This window comes from Paenibacillus lautus NBRC 15380 (genome assembly GCF_004000945.1).
Taxonomy (GTDB): domain Bacteria; phylum Bacillota; class Bacilli; order Paenibacillales; family Paenibacillaceae; genus Paenibacillus_AQ; species Paenibacillus_AQ lautus.
Genome location: NZ_BIMF01000024.1, coordinates 1 through 23,077 on the forward strand (window position 1 = coordinate 1; position 23,077 = coordinate 23,077).

Annotated in this window: 22 protein-coding genes and 8 tRNA genes; 28 read left to right on the plus strand and 2 right to left on the minus strand. The window is 50.9% G+C overall.

Going from position 1 to position 23,077, the window contains the following annotated elements; genetic code table 11:
• The first annotated feature begins 34 nt into the window (after positions 1-34).
• From PLA01S_RS27315 to trxB, 27 genes are all read left to right on the plus strand, one after another.
• Positions 35-126: transfer RNA gene (locus tag PLA01S_RS27315), tRNA-Ser, on the plus strand.
• 32 nt (positions 127-158) lie between these two features.
• Positions 159-235, plus strand: a tRNA-Met gene (locus PLA01S_RS27320).
• A gap of 9 nt (positions 236-244) precedes the next feature.
• Positions 245-320 (plus strand) — tRNA-Val (locus tag PLA01S_RS27325).
• A gap of 25 nt (positions 321-345) precedes the next feature.
• Positions 346-421 (plus strand) — tRNA-Thr (locus PLA01S_RS27330).
• A gap of 13 nt (positions 422-434) precedes the next feature.
• Positions 435-511 (plus strand) — tRNA-Asp (locus PLA01S_RS27335).
• 75 nt (positions 512-586) lie between these two features.
• Positions 587-659, plus strand: a tRNA-Phe gene (locus tag PLA01S_RS27340).
• Positions 660-671: 12 nt separating this feature from the next.
• Positions 672-757: transfer RNA gene (locus tag PLA01S_RS27345), tRNA-Tyr, on the plus strand.
• 7 nt (positions 758-764) lie between these two features.
• Positions 765-837, plus strand: a tRNA-Lys gene (locus PLA01S_RS27350).
• A 139-nt stretch (positions 838-976) separates the two neighbouring features.
• Complete coding sequence (locus PLA01S_RS27355) at positions 977-2,191, plus strand: PucR family transcriptional regulator (RefSeq protein ID WP_246059879.1); 1,215 nt, start codon at positions 977-979, stop codon at positions 2,189-2,191.
• 108 nt (positions 2,192-2,299) lie between these two features.
• Entirely contained in the window at positions 2,300-3,424 is a 1,125-nt protein-coding gene (locus tag PLA01S_RS27360; protein WP_100539532.1) for an ABC transporter ATP-binding protein, read from the plus strand.
• Positions 3,425-3,973: 549 nt separating this feature from the next.
• Complete coding sequence (gene hprK, locus PLA01S_RS27365) at positions 3,974-4,912, plus strand: HPr(Ser) kinase/phosphatase (protein ID WP_071219440.1); 939 nt, start codon at positions 3,974-3,976, stop codon at positions 4,910-4,912.
• Positions 4,913-4,932: 20 nt separating this feature from the next.
• Positions 4,933-6,060, plus strand: coding sequence for a prolipoprotein diacylglyceryl transferase (gene lgt, locus PLA01S_RS27370; protein ID WP_127594980.1), 1,128 nt, complete (start codon positions 4,933-4,935; stop codon positions 6,058-6,060).
• A 7-nt stretch (positions 6,061-6,067) separates the two neighbouring features.
• A complete protein-coding gene (gene ppaX, locus PLA01S_RS27375; protein ID WP_127594982.1) occupies positions 6,068-6,718 on the plus strand; it encodes a pyrophosphatase PpaX in 651 nt (216 codons plus the stop codon).
• A gap of 13 nt (positions 6,719-6,731) precedes the next feature.
• Positions 6,732-7,238 (plus strand): acyltransferase, encoded by a 507-nt coding sequence (locus PLA01S_RS27380; protein ID WP_127594984.1) that lies wholly within the window; start codon positions 6,732-6,734, stop codon positions 7,236-7,238.
• A 181-nt stretch (positions 7,239-7,419) separates the two neighbouring features.
• Positions 7,420-8,646 (plus strand): acyltransferase, encoded by a 1,227-nt coding sequence (locus PLA01S_RS27385; protein WP_127594986.1) that lies wholly within the window; start codon positions 7,420-7,422, stop codon positions 8,644-8,646.
• Positions 8,647-8,986: 340 nt separating this feature from the next.
• Entirely contained in the window at positions 8,987-10,180 is a 1,194-nt protein-coding gene (locus PLA01S_RS27390; RefSeq protein WP_127594988.1) for an ATP phosphoribosyltransferase regulatory subunit, read from the plus strand.
• Between the two features lie 53 nt (positions 10,181-10,233).
• Positions 10,234-10,881 (plus strand): ATP phosphoribosyltransferase, encoded by a 648-nt coding sequence (gene hisG / locus PLA01S_RS27395; RefSeq protein WP_127594990.1) that lies wholly within the window; start codon positions 10,234-10,236, stop codon positions 10,879-10,881.
• Between the two features lie 125 nt (positions 10,882-11,006).
• Positions 11,007-12,290 (plus strand): histidinol dehydrogenase, encoded by a 1,284-nt coding sequence (gene hisD / locus PLA01S_RS27400; protein ID WP_127594992.1) that lies wholly within the window; start codon positions 11,007-11,009, stop codon positions 12,288-12,290.
• A gap of 57 nt (positions 12,291-12,347) precedes the next feature.
• Positions 12,348-12,953: an imidazoleglycerol-phosphate dehydratase HisB gene (gene hisB, locus PLA01S_RS27405; protein ID WP_009595657.1), complete on the plus strand. Its 606-nt coding sequence runs from the start codon at positions 12,348-12,350 to the stop codon at positions 12,951-12,953.
• A gap of 3 nt (positions 12,954-12,956) precedes the next feature.
• Positions 12,957-13,565 carry an imidazole glycerol phosphate synthase subunit HisH gene (gene hisH, locus PLA01S_RS27410; RefSeq protein ID WP_100539540.1) on the plus strand — a complete coding sequence of 203 codons (609 nt, stop codon included), beginning with the start codon at positions 12,957-12,959 and terminating at the stop codon, positions 13,563-13,565.
• Positions 13,566-13,619: 54 nt separating this feature from the next.
• Positions 13,620-14,351, plus strand: a complete 732-nt coding sequence (hisA, locus tag PLA01S_RS27415) for a 1-(5-phosphoribosyl)-5-[(5-phosphoribosylamino)methylideneamino]imidazole-4-carboxamide isomerase (RefSeq protein ID WP_174819261.1) — start codon at positions 13,620-13,622, stop codon at positions 14,349-14,351.
• 68 nt (positions 14,352-14,419) lie between these two features.
• On the plus strand, positions 14,420-15,178 hold the full coding sequence (gene hisF, locus PLA01S_RS27420; RefSeq protein ID WP_127594996.1) for an imidazole glycerol phosphate synthase subunit HisF: 759 nt from the start codon (positions 14,420-14,422) through the stop codon (positions 15,176-15,178).
• 8 nt (positions 15,179-15,186) lie between these two features.
• Positions 15,187-15,876 carry a bifunctional phosphoribosyl-AMP cyclohydrolase/phosphoribosyl-ATP diphosphatase HisIE gene (gene hisIE, locus PLA01S_RS27425; protein WP_371860463.1) on the plus strand — a complete coding sequence of 230 codons (690 nt, stop codon included), beginning with the start codon at positions 15,187-15,189 and terminating at the stop codon, positions 15,874-15,876.
• A gap of 12 nt (positions 15,877-15,888) precedes the next feature.
• The gene (gene hisJ, locus PLA01S_RS27430; RefSeq protein ID WP_127595001.1) at positions 15,889-16,728 is read left to right on the plus strand and encodes a histidinol-phosphatase HisJ; all 840 of its coding nucleotides are present in this window, start codon (positions 15,889-15,891) and stop codon (positions 16,726-16,728) included.
• Between the two features lie 173 nt (positions 16,729-16,901).
• Positions 16,902-17,852, plus strand: coding sequence for a ribose-phosphate diphosphokinase (locus tag PLA01S_RS27435; RefSeq protein WP_100539545.1), 951 nt, complete (start codon positions 16,902-16,904; stop codon positions 17,850-17,852).
• Between the two features lie 143 nt (positions 17,853-17,995).
• Positions 17,996-19,678, plus strand: a complete 1,683-nt coding sequence (locus tag PLA01S_RS27440) for a tetratricopeptide repeat protein (protein ID WP_174819262.1) — start codon at positions 17,996-17,998, stop codon at positions 19,676-19,678.
• A 111-nt stretch (positions 19,679-19,789) separates the two neighbouring features.
• On the plus strand, positions 19,790-20,743 hold the full coding sequence (gene trxB, locus PLA01S_RS27445) for a thioredoxin-disulfide reductase (RefSeq protein ID WP_127595005.1): 954 nt from the start codon (positions 19,790-19,792) through the stop codon (positions 20,741-20,743).
• A gap of 126 nt (positions 20,744-20,869) precedes the next feature.
• On the opposite strand, the gene PLA01S_RS27450 is transcribed toward trxB, so the two are convergent.
• Both PLA01S_RS27450 and PLA01S_RS27455 read right to left on the minus strand, forming a co-directional pair.
• Entirely contained in the window at positions 20,870-21,352 is a 483-nt protein-coding gene (locus tag PLA01S_RS27450) for a spore coat protein (protein WP_100539547.1), read from the minus strand.
• 83 nt (positions 21,353-21,435) lie between these two features.
• A complete protein-coding gene (locus PLA01S_RS27455; RefSeq protein ID WP_127595007.1) occupies positions 21,436-21,888 on the minus strand; it encodes a GNAT family N-acetyltransferase in 453 nt (150 codons plus the stop codon).
• Positions 21,889-22,075: 187 nt separating this feature from the next.
• Between PLA01S_RS27455 and PLA01S_RS27460 the strand changes: the two genes are divergently transcribed.
• Entirely contained in the window at positions 22,076-22,894 is an 819-nt protein-coding gene (locus tag PLA01S_RS27460) for a methyltransferase domain-containing protein (RefSeq protein ID WP_127595009.1), read from the plus strand.
• Positions 22,895-23,077 lie beyond the last annotated feature (183 nt).

Below are 23,077 nucleotides of genomic sequence, written 5' to 3' on the forward strand. Positions count from 1 at the left end.
GAATCAATCTCTGTAACTGCATACAAGTTATGATGGAGAGATACCCAAGTGGCTATAAGGGGACCCTCTGCTAAGGGGTTAGACTGCGTAAGCGGTGCGAGGGTTCGAATCCCTCTCTCTCCGCCATTTGAATAACTTGAACGCAAATAGGTTTATATGGCGGTGTAGCTCAGCTGGCTAGAGCGTACGGTTCATACCCGTGAGGTCGGGGGTTCGATCCCCTCCGCCGCTACCATACATACCTGGAGGCTTAGCTCAGCTGGGAGAGCATCTGCCTTACAAGCAGAGGGTCGGGGGTTCGATCCCCTCAGCCTCCACCATGTACTATTTTTATCACCTTACCATGCCGGTGTAGCTCAATTGGTAGAGCAACTGACTTGTAATCAGTAGGTTGGGGGTTCAAGTCCTCTCGCCGGCACCATTTTTAATAATGTGGAACTGTGGTGTAGAGGCCTAACATGCCTGCCTGTCACGCAGGAGATCGCGGGTTCGAATCCCGTCAGTTCCGCCATTATTAATTTTAAGGAATAAAAATGGTCGGTTTTCCACAGATTAAAGTGGGAATCCGTGCTTTATTTTTATGTAAGGCTCGGTAGCTCAGTCGGTAGAGCAGAGGACTGAAAATCCTCGTGTCGGCGGTTCGATTCCGTCCCGAGCCACCTTTATATCCTGGAGGATTAGCGAAGTGGCCAAACGCAGCAGACTGTAAATCTGTTCTCGTCCGAGTTCGGTGGTTCGAATCCATCATCCTCCACCAGTAATAAGAGCCATTAGCTCAGTTGGTAGAGCACCTGACTTTTAATCAGGGTGTCGAAGGTTCGAGTCCTTCATGGCTCATCCGAAGAGTCGTCAACGTTGTTGACGGCTCTTTTTGTGTTGTTTTTAAGCTGTTTTTCCCCAATGTAGGTGGACTTAGAGAGAAGGCATTGTCGTTTGTACAGGGTGTTATGCTAAAATAAGAAAAAACGATAAAGTGGTGGAGTCATCAATGGTGGAGATGGAGCACATCGTTCAGAAACTAGAGCAGACCTTGGGTACCTCACTCGGTTTAAAAACATTGAATGATCAGGAAGCAGCATGGTTAACAAAATCAATGGCGACCTCACCGCAATTCGGTGATCGGATTGTTCATGAGGAAGGAGCCCAGGGGTCGAGTAATGGAACCTCACACAAATCACGAAGGGTTCAAGGCATCTATTTACACAAGGATCTCGGTGAGATTTGGATTCCGGTGAATCAACAGGATCCTCGCCGGGTAATCGTAGCGGATCAAGGTACTTTGACGGAGTCGGAGATTGGGCTTATAACTCTACTATTGTCCAGCCTTCAGGATACGACGCCAGGGCTAACGCCAAAGAATGCCGGTAAGGTTGAAGAAGAACGGCGCGCCCAACAGTTGGGTGGTTGGTTAAAGGAACGCCTGCAGGCCGGTGAACTGCTTGCCGAGTTACCAGAGGAAATGTTGATTCGGACAAGCTTGACGGAGGACATGGTTCCCTTTCTTCTTATTCATGAGAGCGAGCATGCTCCCACTCCAAGTTATAAGGCGCTGCATCGGTTGTTGCGCAGCTATTTTGATGGGGACATCATTCTGGTGCCACTGCTTGATAAGGAATGGATTATCCTAGCGGACCAAGAATTGCTGGACGGTATAACGACCGATGATAAAGAGGATACTCCGGCGGAAGGCGATCAGGAGTTACTCTCCTTATTCTGTATGGGGCTCTACGAGCTTATCTCAACGGAATGGGTGGGGGATTTCCATATCTCCGCGATACCGGCGGTTAATGCTCTGCATGCTCTGCCACAGACCGTTAGCATGTTAAGAGAGACCATGACCATCGGCCGTACATTCCAGGTGAAGGAACATATCCATCTGTCGACTGGACTTCATCTGGAGCGTCTGGTCTATAGCATTCCCGAGTACCAGCGCAATCAATTCCTGCGAGAGTACGCTGCCGGACATACCGATTTATTCGAGGATAGTGAGACCTTGTCAACGCTGGAGTCTTTTTTCGAATTGGATTGTAACGTGAGTGAGACGGCCAAGCACCTGTATATCCACCGTAACACGCTGCTGTACCGCTTGGATAAGATCAAACAGGAGACGGGGCTTGATGTTCGCAGCTTCAGTGATGCGGTTTTAGTGAAAATAACGCTTCTATTGTATAAAGTGACGAAAAGGAAATAGGTTTTTTGTGCAGATTGTGTATAGCAAGTCAGGTGCCTATGGGGTAATATAAGATTATAAATTAATTGTATTCGATTTCATAACATTCATATGAGGGGGCAAATGCACATGGCTGGTGTACGCTTAGAGCATATTTACAAAAAGTATGCAGGTGCGGATAAAGCAACTGTAATTGACGTTAATCTGGATATTAAAGATAAAGAATTCTTGGTATTGGTAGGTCCTTCCGGTTGCGGTAAGTCCACAACACTGCGTATGATCGCAGGTCTTGAGGAAATTTCTGAGGGTAAACTTTACATTGGCGACCGCGTTGTTAACGATGTAGCACCTAAAGATCGCGACATCGCGATGGTATTCCAATCCTACGCCTTGTATCCACATATGAACGTATATCAGAACATGGCATTCGGTTTGAAACTCCGTAAAGTGAAGAAAGACGAAATCGATAAACGTGTACGTGAAGCAGCGAGAATCCTGGATATCGAGCATTTGCTTGAGCGCAAACCAAAAGCTCTGTCCGGTGGTCAGCGTCAGCGTGTTGCCTTGGGTCGTGCGATTGTCCGTGATCCACAAGTCTTCTTGATGGATGAGCCGCTTTCCAACTTGGATGCGAAACTCCGCGGTCAGATGCGTGCCGAAATTACAAAGCTGGTTAAGCGTCTTGAAACCACTTGTATCTATGTAACGCATGACCAAACAGAAGCTATGACGATGGGTGACCGTATCGTTGTTATGCAGGACGGTATTATTCAACAAGCGGATTCCCCAGAGCAACTGTACAACAACCCGAACAACCTGTTCGTTGCTGGTTTCATCGGTTCCCCAACCATGAACTTCATCAACGGTAAATTGTCCGAGCAAAACGGTGGCGTATACTTTACTTCCCAGGGCTTGAACGTTCAAGTACCAGGCGGTAAAGCACAATTGCTCAAAAATAAATCCATGATTGGCAAAGAAGTAATCATGGGTGTTCGTCCGGAAGATATTCATGAAGAGCCAGTCTTCCTCGAAGCTTCCCCGAACACAATCTTTACTGCAAAAGTTGACGTTACCGAGAACCTTGGTCACGAAATGCTCTTGTACCTGAGCGGTTTGGGCACCGATACGGTTATCGGCCGTGTAGACGGACGTTCGACTACTCGTGAAGGCGACAATGTGAAATTGGCACTCGACATGAACAAAGTTCATATCTTTGATAAAGAGTCTGAATTGAACGTATTGCTCGAAGACTAATCTTCAGCAATCGGGATCTCTTGGAAACCGCCCCCTCAAGGGGCGGTTTTTTTAGGAGGAAAATAGATAAATCAAGGTATTATTAGTATTCACTCCTAGAGAAGGTGTAAGGCGCTTCACGCAGAAGGTAGTAGATATATTCAATGGAATAGCAGATTATATAAAGCAGTAAACCCGGAGGCGGGAAAAAGAATAGAGTTAATAATGCCTTTCGTAATAAAACATTACATTTACATTATTCAAGTTATAGTACGTAATCGTAGCGTCGGTTCACCCCGATATGAGCCTAATGTCCCTAGCGAATAGTCGAAGAGAATTGCATTCATTGGTTTTTTTCGATAAGATAAGCACAAAGCAAGGGATACATAAGTATGGATCACATGGGATGTTGAAGCGTATTTCATGCTAAGTAACAAACGGCTGTAAGGCATGTGAAGCATTGTTTTGTAGAAGGAAATAACCGAATCATGAAATATATCATCATAAGACGAGCCGTGGTGACGGTTGCGTTGTGATGTCAACATACAATGGAAGAAGAGGGGTAAGACCATGGCCAAGAAAGTGAAGGTATCCGAGCTGGTCCAGCAGTTTCAGCTGGAGGTCATCGCAGGTGAGGAAGGCTTGAAACGTCAGATTACAACGGACGATCTGAATCGCCCGGGATTGGAAATGGCCGGTTATTTTGAATACCATCCGCGGGAACGGGTTCAGCTAATGGGGCGCACGGAGTTGGCTTTCTTCGGAATGCTGAAGCCGGAAGAGCGGAAAGAGCGGATGCGCAGCCTGTGCACGGAAGAAACACCTTGCATCGTGGTTACACGTTCCTTGGAAGTGCCGGAAGAACTGGTGGAACTCGGGAATGAGAGAGGTCTGCCTGTACTGCGCAGCAGCATGGCGACAACCATTCTGACAAGCCGATTCACAAGCTTCCTGGAGCGCAAACTTGCACCAACTACAACCATCCACGGGGTATTGTGCGATGTTTATGGGGTAGGGATGCTGATAACAGGCTCAAGCGGTATCGGGAAAAGCGAGACGGCACTGGAACTCGTCAAACGCGGACACCGATTAATTGCGGACGATGCGGTGGAGATACGTCAGACATCGGATTTTCAGCTTCACGGAACGGCGCCGGAGCTAATTCGCCATCTTCTGGAGATTCGCGGAGTCGGTATTATTAATGTGATGACGTTATTCGGTGCAGGAGCCGTTCGGAACAATAAACGGATTACGCTTGTTGTTCGATTGGAAGCCTGGCAGCAGGATAAACAGTATGATCGTCTGGGGTTAGATGAAGAGACAACACGAATTATCGAGACGGACATCCCTCTGGTCACCATTCCGGTTCGTCCAGGACGTAACCTTGCGGTTATTATTGAAGTGGCAGCTATGAACTACAGATTGAAACAAATGGGACTGAATGCTGCACTGCAGTTTACGAACAAACTGACAGCTACGATCGCTGAAGATATGGACGATTTGGACTAGGACTAGGGAGGTTATAAAAGATGCAAACATTGCTCATCGATCCGGTGGCGTTCTCCATCGGATCGCTGCGTGTTCATTGGTATGGCTTGATTTTGGGTTTGGGTGCTTTGGCGGGCCTGTTACTGGCCATACGCGAGGGGAAGCGTTTTGGCATTCCGCAGGAATTTTTCATGGATTTGCTCCTGCTTGGCGTTCCTTCCGCTATCATTGGTGCGCGTATTTATTATGTAGCTTTTAAATGGGAAGACTATAAAGACAACTTCCTGGATGTGTTCAAAATATGGAACGGCGGGATTGCCATATTCGGTGCCCTTATTGGTGCCATTATCTGTGCGTTGATCTATGTTCGCCGCAAAGGCTATTCGTTCTGGCGGATTGCCGACATCTGTGCTCCGTCCCTGTTGGCCGGCCAGATCATTGGACGCTGGGGGAACTTCGTTAACCAGGAGGCCTATGGCGGACCTGTAAGCGAGTCCTTTTTACGCGGACAACTGCACCTGCCTGATTTCATCGTCAATCAAATGAATGTACAAGGCGTATTCCATCATCCTACCTTCTTATATGAATCCTTATGGAACTTGGTGGGTATTGTCATACTGCTTATCCTCCGCAGACAGAAATTCCTGCGCGCAGGCGAACTTTTCATCGGATATTTCATTTGGTATTCCATCGGCCGATTCTTCATTGAAGCGGTGCGCACGGACAGTTTGGCGTTCCAAGGCGCAGCCGGACTTGCCGACTTCATTAACAATACGTTATGGGCACCGATGACTTGGATGGGCTTTGAACTGGGCCATCTGGATCCGGCTTACGGCAATATTAGGATCTCCCAGCTGCTGTCCGTGTTGATTGTCATTGGAGGCATCATACTGATCATTGTACGCCGCGTGACAGGTCGCGCCAATGTGCGGTATTTGGACCCGATCGTGTCGACGAAGACCGGAGCAGGCCCTACGCCTGAAGCGGACCTTCAGACCAATAAAGCCGTGAAGCCATCCGCGCAGGCACCTGTTAAGCAGGATAAACCGGCAGCAGATCCAGAAGAGACGGCTGATAAAAGCTCTCTAACCCAGGAGACGGAAGTCAAACCGTCCCGAGTAGAAGATACTCCGGGAATAAAACCAGATACGGAGGACAAAAAGGAGTAGTTGCAGCATGATCGAAACCGTACTGTTTGATTTGGACGGAACCATTATCGATACGAATGAATTGATTATCTCGTCGTTTCTGCATGTCTTCGAGGCTCAGGCCCCGGGGCCGTTAACCAGGGAGCAGATCATTCCACATATGGGAACCACGCTGGAACAGCAGCTGCAGGCGTTCTCGGGAGGCGTCGAGGATGTTAGTCCGCTTGTCAAAGCCTACCGCTCCTTCAACACGCTTCATCATGATGAGATGGTGAGACCGTTCCCCCATGTAAATGAAGTCGTGGAGCGTCTTCATCGTCACGGGCTTTCGCTGGGGATTGTAACCACGAAGATCCGTCCTTCCACAATGATGACTTTGGAAAAGTACGATCTGGAGCGTTTCATGTCGGCGATTGTTACGGTGAACGACGTCGAGCATCCGAAGCCGCATCCTGAGCCCGTTCTGACGGCGATTGAGCGGCTGGGCGCCAATCCGGCTACGACATTGATGATCGGAGACAGCCCGGTTGACATTCAATCTGCCAAGGCGGCGGGCGTGAAGGCCGCCGCTGTAGCTTGGTCCCTGAAGGGTGAGCAAAAGCTGATGGAGTATGGTCCGGATTATGTTTTAAGGGATATGAAAGACCTGTATGAGATCGTAGGACTTCAAGAGGAATAGGAGTTTTGGCAGCATGGCCAGAAAGATTACCCGTTATCCTGTAGAAGGGCCCAACGCGTTATGGCAAATCTACCGCACCGTGAGCCCGTTCAAGGGGGTCAAGAACTTTATCTTTATCCAGTTGGCCCGCTATTGCCCTATCCTGCCCTTGAAGAACTGGATATACCGCCATATGCTCGGGATGAAGGTGGGGAAGCATACCGCGTTTGGATTAATGGTCATGGTGGATGTGTTTTTTCCGGAGAAAATATCCATCGGTGAGAATTCGGTCATCGGCTACAATACAACGATTCTTGCCCATGAGTACTTAATAAAGGAATATCGTTTGGGTGAAGTGCGGATCGGGGAGAACGTGCTCATCGGAGCGAACACCACGATTTTGCCTGGCGTAACGATCGGAGATGGAGCGGTTGTTGCTGCAGGGTCTGTCGTACATAGAGATGTGGCACCGGGTGTTTTTGTAGGCGGCAATCCATTGCGAGAGCTGAAAAGGACATCGACGGAAAGTGAGTCAATTTGAGGTAATGTGACAAGTTAGGTTCTCAATCTGCCTGAATTATTGTAGAATGAGTAGAGGATAACATGACACAAAGCGATTCCATAGTCCCCTGGGTATGATAGCCTTGAGGGACTTTTTTGCCCGCCTATCCTTATACACTGACTCTATGAAAATACTTGAAATCAAGGAGGCGACGCCTGACATGAGTGCAACGCTGAACAAAAAGGAAAGGCTGCCGCAGCTCGATATTTATCGTGCGCTGGCCATTCTGGGCGTGCTTCACGTTCATGCGACTTCATTTGCAACGGTTGATGCGATTGATTCGCGATTCTATTATATTATTAATTTTTTGAATATTTTCTTTAAATACGGTACACCCTCTTTTATATTCCTAAGCAGTTTTGTGCTGTTCTATAACTATGCGGACCGGCCGCTGACCAAGGATCTGATCAAAAACTTCTACAAACGGCGGCTCTTGTATATTTTGCTGCCATATGTGTTGTTCTCGATTATCTATTTCTTTGTGCGGATGTATCAGAACGGGTTGCTCAACAGCTCATTTGATCTATGGGCACAGATGCCGATTTTCTTTGAACGTTTAATTCGGGGACAGAACTATACGCACTTATATTTTGTATTTATCAGTTTGCAGTTCTATATCCTGTTCCCGATTTTCCTTAAGCTGTTCAAATCGTCCCGGTTTCTCGTACGGTGGGCGGTTCCCATCGGGTTCCTGCTGCAATGGGGCTTTATCATTTGGAATAAATACGAGCTGCACTACACGTTTAAAGGAAGCTTGGCCATCTCGTATTTAGCCTACTATATGCTGGGTGCTTATCTGGCGATGAATTACGACAAATTCAAGGGCTGGCTAACGTCATCCTGGAAAAAGCAGACTTCAGGTCAAAGAGCAGGCACGGTCGTGTTATGGGCCGGCTGGCTCGCGATGGCACTAACGCATGTGCAGATTTGGTACAATCAGAGATTGCACGGTGCCAAATACGATTCCCTGTTGTACGAGCTGTTGTGGAATCTGCACACGGTTTTCTCCGCGATTGTGCTGATGCAGCTGGCCAGCTGGCTGTATAACAGCGGTTGGAAACTCATCGTAAGGGTGCTGACGCGGATTGGCGAGCTGTCCTTCGCGATCTATCTGGTGCATCCTCTTTGGCTGTTCCTGTATCGGGAGTACGATCTCAAGCTGAATCCGGTAACCGATGATTATCTCATCTGGATATATGGCGGCATGGTAACTGCCCTCATTGTCAGCGCACTGGTGGTACAAACGGTGTTCCGGTGGATTCCAGGATCCTGGATGCTGCTTGGCAGCGTTCCACGATCCTTGAAGCCATCATCCAAAGCCCCCAAAGCGCCAACGCAGAGAAAAGACACCGTTACAGGCGACAGCAAGAAATCAGTTGATCTATAACCATACCAGGCATACTTTTTTTCTTTTCAATGATCATAAAGCAAAGCCGTCCGGCAATCGGGCGGCTTTTTTTGTATTATACTGCTGGACATAGCAGAAGGTCGCCCATAGACAAGCAAGCCACTCCAGCTTGTTCTTGTGTTACAATTATACCCAGAAGTGAAGCGGATTCTTTGGCGGCTAAGCTGGATGACAACTGAGAACGATACATAAGCAGACGCATCCATGATGCATTGACGATCAGGCAAGATTCATGGTAATATAGCCAATATCCTTTAATTTATTAGCAAGGTACCACTTTACCATATTAAAGACTTTACTGAATTTGAGGTGGAGCGTCATGTCTAAACCGAAAGGCTTCGAGAAACCGGCAGGTGTTCGTGATTATCTCCCTCATGCGGTCACCAAGCTGCGTCGGATTGAACGCGAAGTGCTTGCATGCATGGACCGCTGGGGTTACCGGCAGATTATGACACCAACGATGGAATATTACGATACGGTCGGCGTGGCAAGCTCTACGTCGGACCAGAAACTGTTTAAATTATTGAATAAACGCGGGACAACGATGGTGCTGCGGTCCGATCTGACCGCTCCCATAGCACGGGTTATGTCGTCGCTGCTGAAGGATGAGCCGCTGCCGGTGCGTTTGTCTTACCATGCAAATGTGTTTCGCGCAATCGAAGAGGAAGCAGGCCGGGAGGCTGAGTTCTTCCAGACCGGCGTCGAGCTTGTAGGCGATGATACGCCGGAGGCGGATGCCGAGGTGATTGCGCTGGCCATCGAATCCCTGAAGGCGGCAGGCGTGGAGAAATTCAAAATCGCGATGGGACATATGGGGTATCTTAATGGCCTTCTCCAGGAGGTGCTGCCTGAGCGGACGGAGGATCAAGAGAGCCTGAAGCAGGATCTGCTGAACCGCGACTATGTCGGATACCGAAATACCATTGCCAGTCTGCGCCTTACGGAGACACAGCAGGATCAGCTGGAAGGAATCCTGAAGCTGCGCGGGGGCCGGGAGATTGCCGGGCAAGCACTTGAGATTAGCAGCAATGATCTCGCAAGAGCTTCTATTGAGCACCTGTGCAGAGTATGGGAGGTGTTGGAGGCATACGGCGTCTCCAGACATGTTCTGTTTGATCTGACGATGCTCGGCGACTTCTCCTATTACACGGGAATGACGTTCGAGGGATATGCTGCCGAACTGGGCTCGCCCGTCGCAAGCGGTGGTCGTTACGACAAGCTTCTGCAGCAGTTTGGCCGTGCGGTTCCGGCAACCGGCTTTGCACTCAAGACCAATCGCATATTGGATGGCGTGCAAGGGGAAGAGATTGCGGAGGAGCTGCCCATTCTGATCCGGTACACGGCCTCCTATCGCAAAGAGGGATTGGCAAAAGCATCAGAATTGCGGGCACAGGGCCATACCGTCATCACCTCGATCATGCCGGACTCGGCGAATGTCCGCGATGCGGGGGTACCCGTTGTATCCGGCAGCCTGCTTAATCGAGGCTATCGGGAGATCATTACCCTTCAATAGAACACTGATATATCACTCTATTTTATATAGGTTAAGGTCAGGAGGATTTGAACGTGGCGGAAACTTTGAAAGTAGCGATGCCCAAAGGGCGTATTTATAAAAAAGCATCCGCGCTGTTCCGTTCAGCCGGACTTCCGATTCCCCTCGATGTGGATGAGACGCGCAAGCTGGTCATTCCCTTGCCGGAGGCAGGAATGGAATTTATTCTGGCGAAGCCGGTGGATGTGCCGACTTATGTGGAATACGGTGTCGCGGATATCGGAATCGTTGGCAAGGATGTGCTGATGGAAGAGAACAAAGACGTCTATGAGCTGCTCGATCTCGGCATCGCAAGGTGCCGGATGTCGGTTATCGGCATGCCGGACTGGAAGCCGGGCATACGTCAGCGGGTTGCCACCAAATATCCGAACGTGGCATCACAGTATTTCCGTGAACAAGGCCAGCAGGTTGAAGTGGTTAAACTGAACGGTTCGATCGAGCTTGCACCGCTTATCGGTTTGGCGGACCGGATCGTGGATATGGTGGAAACGGGCCAAACGCTCAAGGAGAACGGACTTATAGAGATGACCAGCATCTTTGAAATTACAAGTCGCCTGATTGCCAATCGTGTCAGCTATCGGATGAAGAATGATGAAATTCAGGCATTGTGCGATCGGCTGCAAACGGTCATTATGTCTGAGGGAGCCAATATACAGCGATAAGAAACGCAGATATAAGCAAAGATGAGCATGGATCGATCGGACATATAGATTGTTGATTCGTAAGAAACGCTAAGCGTGTATTGAAACAAGATGTGATGCAAGCAGCAGGATTGGGGGAGATTAAGGTGAAGGTTGTATCAGCACGGGACTTTCAGCTAAAACGGGAAAATGATTACGGCACACCAGAGCAGAATGAAGTCGTGAAGGCGATTGTGCGGGATATTCGGTCTGAAGGAGATGCTGCCTTGCTGCTGCATACCGAGCAATTGGACCGTGTCCGTCTGACCGCAGATCAGCTTCGAGTTACAGAAGAAGAGCTTAAAGCGGCTTATGATCATGTGGAGCCCTCGTTCGTGAAGGCGATTCAGGCAGCTGCGGATAATATTCGGGCTTTCCATGTGAAGCAGAAGCGAAATTCCTGGATGGATCTACAGCCGGACGGCAGCATCTTAGGACAAATCATTCGTCCGTTAAAGCGCGTGGGAGTATATGTACCCGGCGGAAAAGCAGCCTATCCTTCGTCCGTGCTGATGAACGTGATCCCGGCGCAAGTGGCAGGCGTGCCCGAGATTGTCATGGTCACCCCCCCGGCAACCGGCGGGAAGGATGGGATTAATCCCTATATCCTGGTCGCTGCAGCCGAGGCGGGCGTTACGGAGATCTACCGCGTAGGAGGAGCTCAAGCGATTGCAGCGTTGGCTTACGGTACGGAGACCATTTCCCCCGTCGATAAAATCTGCGGCCCCGGCAATATTTACGTTGCCCTTGCTAAGCGAGAAGTGTACGGGGCTGTCAATATAGACAGCCTGGCCGGTCCGAGCGAGATTGCGGTATTGGCCGATGACAGCGCGGATGCTTCGTATATTGCGGCGGATTTGCTCTCCCAAGCAGAGCATGACGAAATGGCATCCGCCATTCTCGTGACGCCTTCGCGCAAGCTGGGCGAGGCCGTTGCCACTGAAGTGGAGCGGCAGCTTGAGCTGCTGCCGCGGCGCGACATCGCCAGAGCTTCCGTTGACACTTACGGCGCGGTGATTATAACAGAATCCCTTAGAGAAGGGATCGAAGTTATTAACCGTTTAGCGCCGGAGCATCTGGAGATCGTGACGGCGGAGCCGATGGCCATCGTAGGCCAGATCGAGAATGCAGGTGCGATCTTCCTCGGGCCATATAGCTCGGAGCCGGTAGGTGATTATTTTGCAGGGCCGAATCATATCATCCCGACGAATGGAACGGCACGGTTCGCATCGCCGGTTGATCTGGACGATTTCATTAAGAAATCGAGTTTGATCTACTACAGCAAGGAAGCCTTGCTGCGCGACGGCGAGCAGATTATGGAGCTGGCCCGGCGCGAAGGGCTTGAAGGCCATGCCCGGGCGATCCAGATTCGGCTTGAACAGGAGCGTTAAGCATCAAAGAGGAACATGAGTGATTCGTACTAGAAACGTTTAGAGGAGGCAATCAACGTGAGTAGTTTGGATGCAGCAGCAAGATCAGCCGGCGTGAGCCGCAAAACCAATGAGACCGACATTGCCCTGGATTTCAATGTCGATGGAACCGGGATTTCGGAATTGGAGACCGATGTGCCGTTTCTGAATCATATGCTTGATTTGTTTACGAAGCATGGCCAGTTCGATCTTCGCGTCAAGGCGAAAGGCGATATCGAGATCGATGACCACCACACGGTGGAGGATATCGGGATTTGCCTGGGGCAGACGTTCCGGGAAGCACTGGGCGATAAAAAAGGGATCAAGCGGTATGCCAGTGTGTTTGTACCGATGGACGAGGCGCTTGCTCAAGTCATTGTGGATATCAGCAACCGTCCGCATTTTGAGTATCGGGCCGAGTATCCTTCGCAGCAGGTAGGCTCTTTTCATACCGAGCTTGTCCATGAATTTCTGTGGAAGTTGGCGCTGGAAGCCCGGATCACGCTGCATGTCATCGTTCATTACGGACACAATACCCACCATATGATTGAAGCGGTGTTTAAGGCGCTCGGCCGTGCATTGGATGAGGCGACTACCGTGGATCCGCGGGTGACCGGCGTGCCATCCACGAAGGGAGTGCTCTAATCGATGGCCATTGCAATCGTGGATTACGGCATGGGCAATCTGCACAGCGTCAGCAAAGCAGTGGAGCGGCTTGGATATAAGCCGCTCCTCACGGGGGAGCGAGAGGAGATTCTGGCGGCGGATGGCATCATTCTGCCCGGGGTGGGCGCGTTCGGAGATGCCATGGAGCAGCTGCGCGAAACCTCGCTGGACTCGGTCATGAAGGAAGCTGCGGAATCGGGGAAGCCGCTGCTGGGGATTTGCCTCGGCATGCAGCTCCTGTTCAGCCGAAGCGAGGAGCATGGCAAGTATGAAGGGCTGGATATTTTGCCCGGATCGGTTGTACGGTTTGCGGGTGGTGACTACAAGGTGCCGCATATGGGCTGGAATTCGTTGCAGTTCGAGAAGCGGGAGCATCCGCTGTTTGCGGGGCTTGAGGAAGGTCATGTGTATTTTGTCCACTCGTATCATGTTCTTCCTGAGGTTCAGGCTGATTTGCTGGCGGTTACCGATTACGGTCAGCCAGTGACGGCCATCGTGGGCCGTGGTTCGGTGTACGGCATGCAGTTCCATCCCGAGAAGAGCGGGGAGCTTGGGATGAGCCTGCTTCGGAATTTTTTAGCTTTAACATAGGCTTTAACGTAATGTAAGGCGATCAAATAGACCAGAAGGAAAGTGGGAATGGGGATGTCCTATTTTATCATATATCCGGCAATCGATATTCGTGGCGGCAAATGCGTCAGGCTCGTGCAAGGCGATTATAATCAAGAAACGGTATACAATGACAATCCGCTCGAGGTAGCCAAATCGTGGGAAGAGCAGGGTGGCACCTTTATTCATCTTGTAGATTTGGACGGAGCGAAGGCTGGCCATCCAGTGAATGACGATATCATCGGGAAGATCGCATCCAGCGTCCAGGTTCCGGTTCAGGTAGGCGGCGGCCTGCGTACGCTGGCGGATGTGGAGCGGCTGCTGTCGCTTGGCGTCAGCCGGGTTATCATCGGTACGGCGGCGATTGAAGACCGTGTCTTTACGGAAGAGGTGCTGGGAAAATACGGCGATAAGGTGGCCATCGGGATCGACGCGCGCAACGGATACGTCGCAACAAGGGGCTGGCTGGAAACGTCGGAGGTTCAAGCCGAGGTGTTGGCTAAGGAGCTGGCAGCCAAAGGAGCGGAAACCTTCATCTTTACCGATATTTCCCGCGACGGAATGATGCAGGGGCCAAACGTAGAGGGGATTGTCTCGTTGGCCAAAGCCAGCGGCCGCTCGGTCATCGCTTCAGGCGGCGTGACGAAGCTGGACGATCTGCTGGCGCTCAGCGCGCACAGCGGTGACGGTGTAGGCGGAGCAATCGTAGGCAAGGCGCTGTATACAGGCAATATTGACCTGAACGAGGCCATTTCGCGAATCAAGTGAGGCTGGACCTTGGGTCCGTTCAAATAAGCGATTGATTGATAGAGTTCATAGGGGAAGAGGGGAAAGGCATGCTGGCAAAACGGATCATACCTTGCCTGGACGTGAAGGACGGCCGGGTGGTGAAGGGCGTAAATTTTGTGAATCTCCGCGATGCGGGCGACCCCGTGGAATTGGCTGCGCTCTATGACCGGGAAGGCGCAGACGAGCTAGTCTTTCTGGATATATCGGCTTCGGTTGAAGGCCGGGCAACGATGGAAGAAGTCGTTCGGAGAACGGCAGGGGAAATCGCCATCCCTTTTACCGTGGGTGGAGGGATCTCGTCTGTCGAGGACATGAAGCGGATTCTGCGGGCGGGCGCGGATAAAATCGGGATCAATACGGCCGCGGTCAAGCAGCCTGAGCTCATCTCCGCCGGAGCACGCAAATTCGGCTCCCAATGCATTGTCGTGGCGATCGACGCCAAGTACAACGAAACGTGGGGAGAATGGGAAGTGTACACGCACGGCGGACGTACGCCTTCCGGCATCAAAGCGCTGGATTGGGTAAAACAGGCGGAGAGCCTGGGTGCGGGCGAGATTTTGTTGACCAGCATGGATGCGGACGGAACAAAGGATGGGTTCGATCTGTCGCTAACCTCTGCCGTATCTTCGACGGTGCAGATCCCGGTCATCGCGTCTGGCGGCGCCGGCAAAGAGGATCACTTCTATGACGTGTTCACCAAGGGTAAGGCGGATGCGGGTCTTGCCGCAACGATTTTTCACTATAAAGAGATCTCGATTCCTCATCTGAAGTTGCATCTTAGTCAAAAAGGAGTGGATATACGGTGAGCGAAGATATGTTGAAGGATTTATCCCTGGAGCAGGTCAGCGAGCACATCCGTTGGGATGCCTCGGGCCTGGTGCCGGCGATTGTACAGGATGCACAGAGCAAGCAGGTGCTGATGATGGCTTATATGAATCGGGAGTCTCTTCGATTGACGCTGGAAAGCGGCGAAACTTGGTTCTGGAGCCGTTCGCGCGAGGAGCTGTGGCATAAGGGGGCAACTTCCGGAAACGTCCAGACGGTAGTATCCATGACGTACGACTGTGATGGAGACACCCTCTTACTGCAGGTGAATCCGAAGGGACCGGCTTGTCATACCGGACAAACGACCTGCTTCCACAATGAGATTACCGTTCAGAGGCAGAAAAGCGGGTCAGGGAGTAACCCTGCAGCTGCTGAGAGCGGGCGGTTTGCGGTTCTTGCCGAGCTGGAAGAGGTCATTGCCCAGCGTGAAGTGGAGCGGCCTGAAGGGGCTTATACGACATACCTCTTTGATAAAGGGGTGGACAAAATCCTTAAGAAGGTGGGCGAAGAAGCCTCCGAAACGATCATCGCCGCCAAAAATAAAGACAACGCCGAGCTGAAGCTTGAGATCAGCGATCTGATCTACCACCTGCTGGTGCTTCTTCAGGAGCGGAAGCTCCCGCTGGATGAGATCATGGATGAGCTGAGCCGCCGCCATGAACGGCCGCGCCGCGATTAGGAGGCCTGCTCGATGCATATTGATTACCATACCCACCATGCCCGGTGCGGGCATGCCGAGGGGCAGTTGGAGGAGTATGTACGACGCGCCATTGAACTCGGGATGGATCAATTGGGCTTGTCGGATCATATGCCCTTGATTCACGTCAACCCGGAAACGTATTATCCGGAGATGGCCATGCCGATGGACGAGCTGCCGCGTTACGTGGAAGAATGCCTGCAGCTGAAGGAACGTTACAAAGGACAGATTGACATTCGGATCGGTCTCGAAGGCGATTATATCGAGGGATATGAAGAACAGATCGAGCGGATCGTGAAAGACTATCCGTGGGATTATGTCATTGGCTCCGTTCATTTTCTTGGTGAATGGGATATTACGGATTACCGCCAGACCCAAGGCTGGGAGGGCAAGGATCCGCTTGAGGTCTATCAACAATATTATGATGCGGTGCAGAAGGCTGCCGCGACCGGCTTTTATGATATCATGGGCCATCTGGATGTAATTAAGCGGTTCGGATATGGGCCAGGACCCGAGCAGAAGCCGGACGTGATCGCTCTGGAGCAAGCCGCGCTTGCGGCCGTGGCCCAAAGCGGGCGAGCCATGGAGCTGAATGCCTCCGGTTTATCGAAGGCCTGTGAGGAAATGTTTCCGAGCCGCCGCATGCTGGAGGAAGCGATTAAGCTTGGCATTCCGTTGACTTTAGGGTCGGATGCCCATCAGCCGATGAAGCTGGGCGAGCATCTGGACAAGGCCCGGACACTGCTATGGGAGCTTGGCGTTCGGGAGATCGCGACCTTCCGTAACCGGAAGCGGGAGATGGTGCTTTTGAATGTTGAAGGAAACGATGTATAATAAAGAAAAGCACTAATTGCAAACAGGTTTATTGCAGACGGCTGTTTTCTACTCCTAGAGACCCTTCTTCGAAGAGGTTGAAGGAGGCGGGAACGGCCTGATTTGACGATAGCGCTTTCAACGAGATCGCTGCATCAGCCGACATTATCAACCACTCTCGTCAGGAGGTCCTCATGTATCGTTCATTACGATTGTTCGCCGGAACTTCCAATCCGACGCTTGCCGCAAATATCAGTCAGCAGTTGGGAGTTGAACTGGGAAAGATCAAGATTTCCCGCTTTCAGAGTGGCGAAGTTTATGTACACTTTGAAGAGAGCATCCGCAATTGCGATGTTTTTCTACTGCAGTCCTTTTCTCACCCGATCAATGAAATGTTCGTAGAGCTGCTGGTGATGATTGATGCCGCAAAGCGTGCTTCCGCCAGAACGATCAATATCATTGTGCCTTATTACGGTTATGCCAGACAGGAACGAAAGTCAGCGCCGCGTGAACCGATATCGGCCAAAATGGTAGCCGATGTGCTGACCACAGCCGGGGCCAACCGCGTGATTACGATTGATCTGCATGCGCCCGCCATTCAAGGTTTCTTCAATATACCGGTGGATCATCTGACTGCACTGGATCTGATTACGGAGTATCTAAAGTCCAAGAATATCGAGAATCCGGTTATCGTATCCCCCGATGCCGGGCGGGCGAAGACAGCCGAGAAGCTCGCGAGTCGCTTGGGATCGCCGTTTGCCATGATGGTCAAGCAGCGTCCTGCCCATAACGAAGCCGTTATCACCCATGTGATTGGGGACGTGGCAGGGCGTACGCCGATTATTATCGAGGACTTGATTGATACCGGAACCACCATCGTGCAAGTGGTCGAAGGTCTTAAGGAACGGGGAGCTAACGATGCCATCGTTTGTGCGACCCATGGGCTCTTCTCCGGTGAAGCGCTAAGCCGTCTGGACCATGCTCACATTGAAGAAATCGTGGTCACAGACTCCATCGTGCTCCCGGATCATCACTGCAAGATGCGGCTTAAGGTGCTGTCTGTTGCGCCCATGTTGGCCCAGGCAACCCACATTATTATCGAGGGCGGATCGATCGCCACTTTATTCAAAGACGCCGGTGTGTAAACTGGTGTCTTTTTTCTGCAAATGACGTTGAAACTTGTGTTATACTGTTGTGGATAGAGGAGCAAGTTAAAGGAGGTGCCTTGCTTTTCGTGAATGGTCATCCATATGGGTCCAGTGACCCCCACAATGTTATATCTATCGAGATGAATGCCAATTTCTTCTTCGATCGCGCGGTTCGTTCGCTTGATCGTTTCCAATATGACAAGGCTCTGAAATATTTTCGCAAAGCTGTTGAATATGAACCGGATAATCCGGTGAATCATTGCAATATGGCGGGTATATTATCAGAGACGGGAGATTATAAAGCTTCCAACGATGTGCTGGCTCACGTTCTGGAGCAGGTTGACCCGTTGATGACGGAGTGCTATTTCTATATGGCGAACAACTACGCCAATATGGAACAGTTTGAGAAAGCGGAAGAAGCGCTTGTCACCTATCTGGAGGAGGATCCCAGCGGTCAGTTTCTGGATGAGGCCGAGGAGATGATGGAGCTGCTTCATTACGAGCTGAATCGTCCTGCCAAGCTGAACCGGATCAAGAGTCGTGAAGGCGTGGTCGAGCATGAGCATGCCCGGGCACTGCTTGAGGAAGGGAAATTCGCACAAGCGGTCAAGCTGTTGGAGGAAATCGTCAAGGATTATCCGGATTTTCTGGCTGCGCGCAACAATCTGGCTCTGGCTTATTATTATATGGGGCGCTTTGATACCGCGAAGCGCACGATTGGCGAGGTGTTGGATCAGGAGCCGGGTAATCTGCACGGTCTATGCAATCTAGCTATCTTCTTTCAGCATGAAGGAAATCAGGAGCAGCGTGACCGATTGATGGACATGCTAACGGTGACGGTTCCTTTTCATCAGGAGCATGTGTTTAAGCTGGCGACAACGATGGGAATACTGGGGCAGCATGAAATTGCCTACGGTCATTTTCGCCGCTTGTTGAAGGATGAGGAGTTTAGCGGAGATCCTAGTCTGTATCATTATACGGCTGCTGCGGCTTGCAATAGCGGTTATTATGATAAGGCCGAGAAATATTGGCGGCAAGCATTGAAGCTGGACGGAGACTCGGTGATTCCGAATTTCTATCTGGCACAGCTGCAAAAACGTAAAGAGACCGGTACGGACCAGATGAAGGTGAGTTATCACTATCATCTTCCGTTCGAAGAGCAGTTCAAACGCTGGGAGCATGACGGCGACAAGTTGACGGAGGAAGCGAAGCAGAATCCGCTGATTCGATCTTCGTTTTTCTGGGCGCTCCGACATGGCGATCCCCATACCAAGCTGCAGGTAATCCGGACGCTGGAATTGATTGCCGATGAAGAGGTGCAGCATGCGCTGCAGTCGTTCTTGCAGGAGCCGGGAGAGGATGCGGAGCTGAAAGATGCCGCCCGCCTGGTACTCCAGCAGATGGAGGCCGCAAGCAATCGGCTGAATGAACGCCGCGACGATCGCGATGTATCCAGCAGCAAGACCCGCGAGGTGCTGCCGGATTGGCTGCCTTCTTGGAAAGCGGTGCTGGAGAAGGCAGAGCAGACGATGGACATGCGGGTAGACGCTTTTTGGAAAAAAGAGATGGAGAACCTCTGGTCCGATTTCCTAAGCGGGCTGTACCCTGATATTCCGAACATTCGGAATGTGGAGGGCTGGGCAGCGGCATTGGAATATCTGACGGCCAAGAAGCGTGGACGAACCCTGACCTATGAACAGGTGGCTGTCCGTTATGGTATATCGCCATCAACCGTTAGCCGTTACGCACGTCAAATAGATAGCGTATGTGAAACGAAAGCACAGCCGGATGATAATTTTCGGCCATTTACGGAAAACATTTAAGTAAGAACCCATATTCGGATACTTAGGAGACCTTGGTACATGAAGATTCCATAAGTCCAGAATAGAATGAAGCACGCAACAAAAATCGACACCTTAAAGGAGGCCGTATCTATGTACAAATCAATCGTAATCGGAACAGGACCTGCCGGATTGACGGCAGCCATCTACTTGGCACGCGCGAACTTGAAGCCGCTCGTTATCGAAGGAATGCAGCCGGGCGGTCAGCTTACGACAACGACGGAGGTTGAGAACTTCCCTGGATTTCCGCAAGGAATCATGGGTCCTGAGCTGATGGATAATATGCGTCAACAAGCGGAGCGCTTCGGTGCGGAGTTCAAGAGTGCCTGGGTCGAGTCCGTTGATTTCTCCGAGCGTCCGTTCAAGGTGAATGTCGAGGGCATGGGCGAGCTTCTGGCTGAGTCCGTTATTATCTCGACAGGAGCTTCCGCGAAGTATCTTGGAATTCCGGGAGAGCAGGAGAATGTTGGCCGCGGCGTAAGCACATGCGCAACATGCGACGGATTCTTCTTCCGCGGGAAAAAGATCATTGTCATCGGCGGCGGCGACTCCGCGATGGAGGAAGCCAGCTTCTTGACGCGTTTTGCTTCCAGCGTAACGGTAGTGAACCGTCGTACCGAACTGCGTGCATCCAAGATCATGCAGGATCGCGCACGTGAGAACGAGAAGATCCAGTGGGCTCTGGATCGTACGCCGGTTGAGGTGGTTACCAGCGAAACCGGTGTTAAGGGGCTAGAGGTCCGCAACAACGAGACCGGAGAAGATGAACTGATTGAAGCGGAAGGCGTGTTCGTGGCTATCGGCCATACGCCGAACACGGGCTTCCTTGGCAATCAGATTACAACCGATCCGACCGGCTACATCCTGGTTAAACCGGGTACGACGGAGACGAATATCCCGGGCGTATTCGCCTGTGGTGACGTTCAGGATACGCGTTACCGTCAAGCGATTACGGCTGCAGGCACAGGCTGTATGGCGGCTATGGACTGCGAGAAATATCTCGAGGGTCATATGGTGCATGACTGGAGCGAAACGCTGAATAAATAATCCCTATCTTTTTGAGGGATGATATGTAAATTAGAAAAAGCCTCTGAGCTATACAGCGGACGGTTTTGGCGAGACTAACATCTCGTAAAAACCTGTCTTGTGTAGCCCGGGGCTTTTTTGCTGAGGTTAGAGACTTAATGCCTTGTTGGCATTTTTCACGTCATTCTCCAGCAGCTGCTTCAAATTGTAAGATGGATACAGACCGCGCGCATACATAAAATAGAAGACCTTCCCGTGCAGCTCAATGGCTTTGTTCAACTGCTTCTGCAGGGTTTCTCTTACGCTAGGCGTTGCGGCTTCGGTAATGGCAATGGCGTAGCTGCGGACAGAGGTTTTGGCAAAGCCCAAGAGATGGCCAGCGTAATACGCCGTCAAATCGGCACCGGAAAGACTACGGGTTCCGGTTGGGGCTTCCGAATAGTAAGGTAAAAGCTCTCGTAAGTTTTGTTCTACTCCTTGGATCGCCTCGGTGTATAGTCCATGGAGCTGAGGGTCTTTAATATCATGCAATGACATTTTGAACCCCATCAGGTGGTTAGCCTGAAAGGCGGTTAATTCATGAATCTCCAGCGTTTCATGCCAAGCAAGATGCCTCGGGTTTTGACTCATGCTCAATAGATTCTCCTCCATAATCAATATGCGATAGCCTATTCACCGAATGAAGGAGTGGTGCATAGCCCAGCCCCGAAACCTTACAAATCTAACGACAACCGCACCATGTCGCGCAGCAGCATGCCGTTCTCATAGATTTCCTCTTCGTAATGACGGACAAAAAAGTCCCGATCGATGCCTGTCATCCGAAATCCGCATTTCTGATACAGCGCCAACTGCGCCACGCCGGTACTCCCTGTGCCAACTTCAATCGTTGCATATCCCAGCTCACGTGCTTGCCCGATGGCATGATTCACGAGCTGTTTGCCATATCCCTGGCCGTGCAGATTCTCGCTTACGGCAACGTTAACCAGCTCGATCGTATCGGGCCTTGTAGGCAGCAGAACGTAGATCCCGATTGGATGCGATTTCTCTTCAGCCACATAGCAATGACCTCGTTTTACATAGTCCTCTACAAGTCTGATCGACGGGTCTGCAAGGAGCAGCAGGTCCATAGGGGGTTTTTCATGAGTATTCAGCTTTCTAATGTTCACGAGCGTTCTCCCTTATTATCATCTATAGTGATTCTAAAACAGGTTTATTGTAACATGTCTGGACACTGAATTCCTGAATTTGGATGATTTCAACTGGCGGTTGAATTCTTCCGGGATTCAAAGATCGGGTTATTGTGTGCCCCGTGCAGCGCCCCCTACAATGTGGTTATATAGGAGTGTGATACGTATGAGAGACATGTTAGCCAAAAATATTCATCGTTACCGCAAAGAACGGGGGCTTACGCAGGAGGGATTGGCCCACAAGCTGGGCGTTACGTTCCAAGCGGTATCCAAATGGGAAACGGGACAGACCATGCCCGATATTGCGCTGCTTCCCGAGCTCTCACTGCTGCTTGATGTCAGCATCGATAAGTTGTTTGGTTATTCTTCGACGGGCAAGCCGATCAGCATATATGAAGAGGAGTATAAAACACCGGAGTACTATTGGGGCACGGAGCCGAACGCAGCCTGTTATCAGGTGCTTGAAATGATCCCGCCCACAAGAAGGGTAAAGCTGCTGGATATCGGGTGCGGGGAAGGGAAGGATGCCGTGTTTTTTGCCCGTAACGGCTATGAGGTCACAGCATTCGACATTTCGGATGCGGGGATTGAGAAAACGAAGCGATTGGCCGATCACATCGGGGTTCACGTGAACGTATTCAAGGCGGATATTTCGGATTACCGTCTGGACTCGGAGTTTGACGTGCTGTATTCCAGCGGCGTGCTGCATTATATCCGACCCGAGTATCGTGAAGAGATCTTTGCGAATTATAAAAAATTCACGTCGGCAGAGGGACTTCATTGCCTTAATGTGTTCGTACAAAAGCCGTTCATTGCGCCTCCTCCCGAGGATGAGCCGTACGCTTACGACTGGAGGTCCGGTGAGCTTATGATGCATTATCACGATTGGTTAATTCACAGCTGCCCTGAGGTGATTTTTGATTGCAATTCGTCGGGTATACCGCACCGTCATGCGATGAGTAAGTTGATTGCACAGAAGGCGTAAGGAAGGCGACTTGAAAAGCCGAGTATAGACGGTTACCAATACCGGGTACGGCAAGAATGGTAATCCATTCGACGAGAAGATGATGCTGGAGAGCTAACGATTAACATCAAGCATCATCACAACCGCCTATTGGGCGGTTTTCTTAAGATATCAGAAAGTATACACTTCGAAGCTTGTGACTTC